Annotated in this window: 4 protein-coding genes; all 4 read left to right on the forward strand. The window is 34.1% G+C overall.

What is annotated here, in order from left to right:
* A partial coding sequence (gene tig / locus SOR77_RS09500; RefSeq protein ID WP_320636865.1) for a trigger factor occupies positions 1-1,114 on the forward strand: 1,114 nt, incomplete at its 5' end.
* A gap of 29 nt (positions 1,115-1,143) precedes the next feature.
* Complete coding sequence (clpP, locus tag SOR77_RS09505) at positions 1,144-1,728, forward strand: ATP-dependent Clp endopeptidase proteolytic subunit ClpP (protein WP_004821921.1); 585 nt, start codon at positions 1,144-1,146, stop codon at positions 1,726-1,728.
* Between the two features lie 8 nt (positions 1,729-1,736).
* The gene (clpX, locus tag SOR77_RS09510) at positions 1,737-2,975 is read left to right on the forward strand and encodes an ATP-dependent Clp protease ATP-binding subunit ClpX (protein ID WP_320636866.1); all 1,239 of its coding nucleotides are present in this window, start codon (positions 1,737-1,739) and stop codon (positions 2,973-2,975) included.
* Positions 2,976-3,019: 44 nt separating this feature from the next.
* A partial coding sequence (locus tag SOR77_RS09515) for an LON peptidase substrate-binding domain-containing protein (RefSeq protein WP_320636867.1) occupies positions 3,020-3,603 on the forward strand: 584 nt, incomplete at its 3' end.

A 3,603-nucleotide genomic window follows, 5' to 3' on the forward strand; every position in this document is an offset into this window, starting at 1 on the left:
GAAATATGAAGAAACTATTGAAGAATTAAAGCTTGAAGTTGTAGACCAGCCGCATGTAAATATTGAAGAAGCTCACTCAGGTGAAGATATTAAGGTTGAAATTTCAGTAGATGTAAAACCTGAAGTTAAAATCGAAGGATACAAGGGTTTAGAAGTTGAAGATGTTAAATATGAAGTTACTGAAGAACTTTTAAATGCTGAACTTGACCAACAAAGAAGTCTTAATGCAAGAGTTCTAAACATTGATGACAGAGCAGCTGAAGAAGGAGATAAGGTAAACATCGATTTTGTAGGTAGAGTTGATGGAGAAGAATTTGAAGGTGGAGCTGGAGAAAACCAAGATCTAGTTTTGGGGTCAAATACTTTTATCCCAGGATTTGAAAAACAAATCGAAGGACACAACATTGATGATGAATTTGATGTTAATGTAACATTCCCAGAAGATTACTTCTCTGAAGATTTAAAGGGAAAAGAAGCTGTATTTTCAGTTAGATTAAACTCTATTTCAAAAGAAGAACTTCCTGAATTAGACGATGAATTTATCAAAGATATTTCAGAATTTGATACAGTTGAAGAATACAAAAATGATTTAAGAGAAAAGAAAGTTAAGCAATTTGAAGAAAGAGCAATTGCAGAAAAGAAAGAAGCTATCTCTAAGAAGTTAGTTGAAATTGTTGAAGTAGACGTTCCAAAAGGAATGGTTGACGCTCAAATCAATACTCAGATGCAAAACTTTGATCAAAATTTACGTAGCCAAGGAATGAACCTTGAAGACTACTTAGGAATGATTGGTGTTGAAGTTAAAGATTTTGCTGAAAACTTAAGAGAAGATGCTCTTAAGCAAGTTAAAAGTGCATTAGCTCTTGAAAAAGTTGCTGAACTTGAAGGTATTGTACCGACTGATGAAGATGTAGATGCTGAAATTGAGAATATAGTAAACCTGTATTTCAAAGATAATGAAGAACAAAAAACAAAAATGAGAGAGTATATGAATGGTTCAAATAGAGAATCCATAAAAGAAGACCTTATGAACAAAAAAACTCTTGATTATTTATATGAGAATGCTAAATTTATAGAACCTGCCGAAGAAACTGATTCTGAAGAGGATAAATAATTTATAAAAGAGAAAAGAAAGGTGATTAAATGGCATTAGTGCCTATGGTAGTTGAGCAAACTGGAAGAGGGGAAAGAAGCTACGATATTTATTCAAGATTATTAAAAGAAAGAATAATATTTTTAACAGGCGAGATAAACGACCAAGTAGCAGACCTTGTAGTTGCACAATTATTGTTTTTAGAAGCAGAAGATAATACTAAGGATATTCAAATATATATAAACAGCCCGGGGGGGTCTGTGAGTGCGGGGTTTGCAATCTATGACACTATGCAATATATAAAGTGTGATGTTTCCACAATATGTATGGGTATGGCAGCATCTATGGGAGCATTCCTTTTAATAGCTGGCACAAAGGGGAAGAGATTTGCGCTACCTAATGCAGATATAATGATTCACCAACCTTTGGGAGGAGCTCAAGGACAAGCGACAGACATAAAGATTCAAGCTGAAAAAATTTTAAAAGTAAGAGAACGATTAAATAAAATACTTTCAGAGAGAACCGGTCAACCGTTGGATAAGATAGAGTTAGATACAGACAGAGACTATTATTTAACAGCAGATGAAGCTCTTGAGTACGGTATAATCGATAAAGTAATTGAGAAGAGAAACTGAGGTGTTAAATGGCAAAAGGTACTTTAAATAAAGAGGATGAAATTGCCAGATGTTCTTTTTGTGGTAAAGCGTATAATCAGGTTGACAGACTTATTGCAGGACCAAATGTATACATTTGTAATGAATGCATAGACCTTTGTGAAGAAATTTTAAATGAAGAACAAAAAGAACTTTTAAACACAGAGTTTGATTTGAAAAAACCTGCTGAAATAAAGAGTGTGTTGGACCAATATGTCATAAAACAAGACAAGGCAAAGAGATCATTAGCGGTGGCTGTATATAATCACTATAAGAGAATTTCAACGCATAGAGATAAAGATGATGTTGAGCTACAAAAATCTAATATTCTAATGGTTGGGCCAACCGGTAGTGGTAAGACTCTTCTGGCTCAAACTTTAGCTAAGGTATTAAATGTTCCGTTTGCAATTGCAGATGCGACAACTCTTACTGAAGCAGGCTATGTTGGTGAAGATGTAGAGAACATCATTTTAAAGTTAGTTCAAGCTGCAGATTATGATATAGAAAAAGCTGAAAAGGGAATAATTTACATTGATGAAATAGACAAGATAGCTAGAAAAGCTGAAAATGTATCTATAACAAGAGATGTAAGTGGAGAGGGTGTACAACAAGCTCTATTGAAAATAATAGAGGGCACAGTAGCTAATGTACCTCCACAAGGCGGAAGAAAGCACCCTAATCAGGAATTTATACAAGTTGATACAACCAACATATTATTTATCGTTGGGGGAGCATTTGACGGAATAGATAGTATCATTGAGTCCAGAACTGAAAAATCTTCTATGGGATTTGGAAGTGAATTAACTGATAAAAATCGTGACAGAGGACTACTTCTAAAGGATGTAAGGACAGAGGACTTTTTAAAATTTGGTTTGATACCTGAGCTTATAGGTCGTCTACCTATAACAGTTACTTTAGAACAGTTGGATGAAGATGCTCTGATTGAAATTTTAACTCAACCTAAAAATGCACTCGTCAAACAATATAAAGCATTGTTAAAGCTTGATGATGTAGAATTAGAGTTTGAGGATGAAGCTCTTAAGTATATTGCAAAGTCTGCAATAGAAAAAAAGGCCGGAGCAAGAGGTCTTAGAAGTATAATAGAAAATACTATAATGGATATAATGTATGAAATACCATCTCGAGATGATGTTGAGAAGGTAATTATAACAAAGGATTCGGTTAGTGGAGACAAGAGTCCAGAGTTAATTTTAAAGAATGTAAATTAATTAGGGGCTCACTTAGTGAGTCCTATTTTATAGTAGGTGATAATTTGAGTGAAAATAAAAAAGTGCCTTTAATAGCATTGAGGGATTTAGTCGTTTTTCCAAGAATGGTAACACACTTTGATTGTGGAAGACAAAAGAGTATAGCGGCAGTAGAGGCTGCTGAAATAAACGGCTCATATGTTTTATTGGTAGCACAAAAAGATTCTGCAGTATTGGAACCAAAGAGAGAAGATTTATTTGATTATGGAACTTTAGCCGCAATAAAACAAATTTTAAAACTTCCGGGAGGAGTAGTCAGAGTTCTCGTTGAAGGAGTAAAGAGAGCTAAAATAGAAGAATTTTTTATTGGGGATTCCTTTTATGAAGCCGCAGTTGAAGAGATAAAATATGAAAGTAATGAAGACGACAATCAAGAAGTTTTAGCTGCTATGAGACTCGTTGAAGAAGATTTAGAAAATTATACTGAATTGGACTCAAGGCTTATACCAGGTCTTTTGCAGTCCGTTGTAGATTCATCATCTCCAGAATCTTTAGTAGACACATCAGCAGCGTATATAAATTTAGATTTAGAAAAGAGTCAGGACCTTTTAGAAACATTGGACCCATTTGAAAGACTTACTAAGTTTCA

Source organism: Peptoniphilus sp. (assembly GCF_034090345.1).
In the GTDB taxonomy this organism is placed as follows: domain Bacteria; phylum Bacillota; class Clostridia; order Tissierellales; family Peptoniphilaceae; genus Peptoniphilus.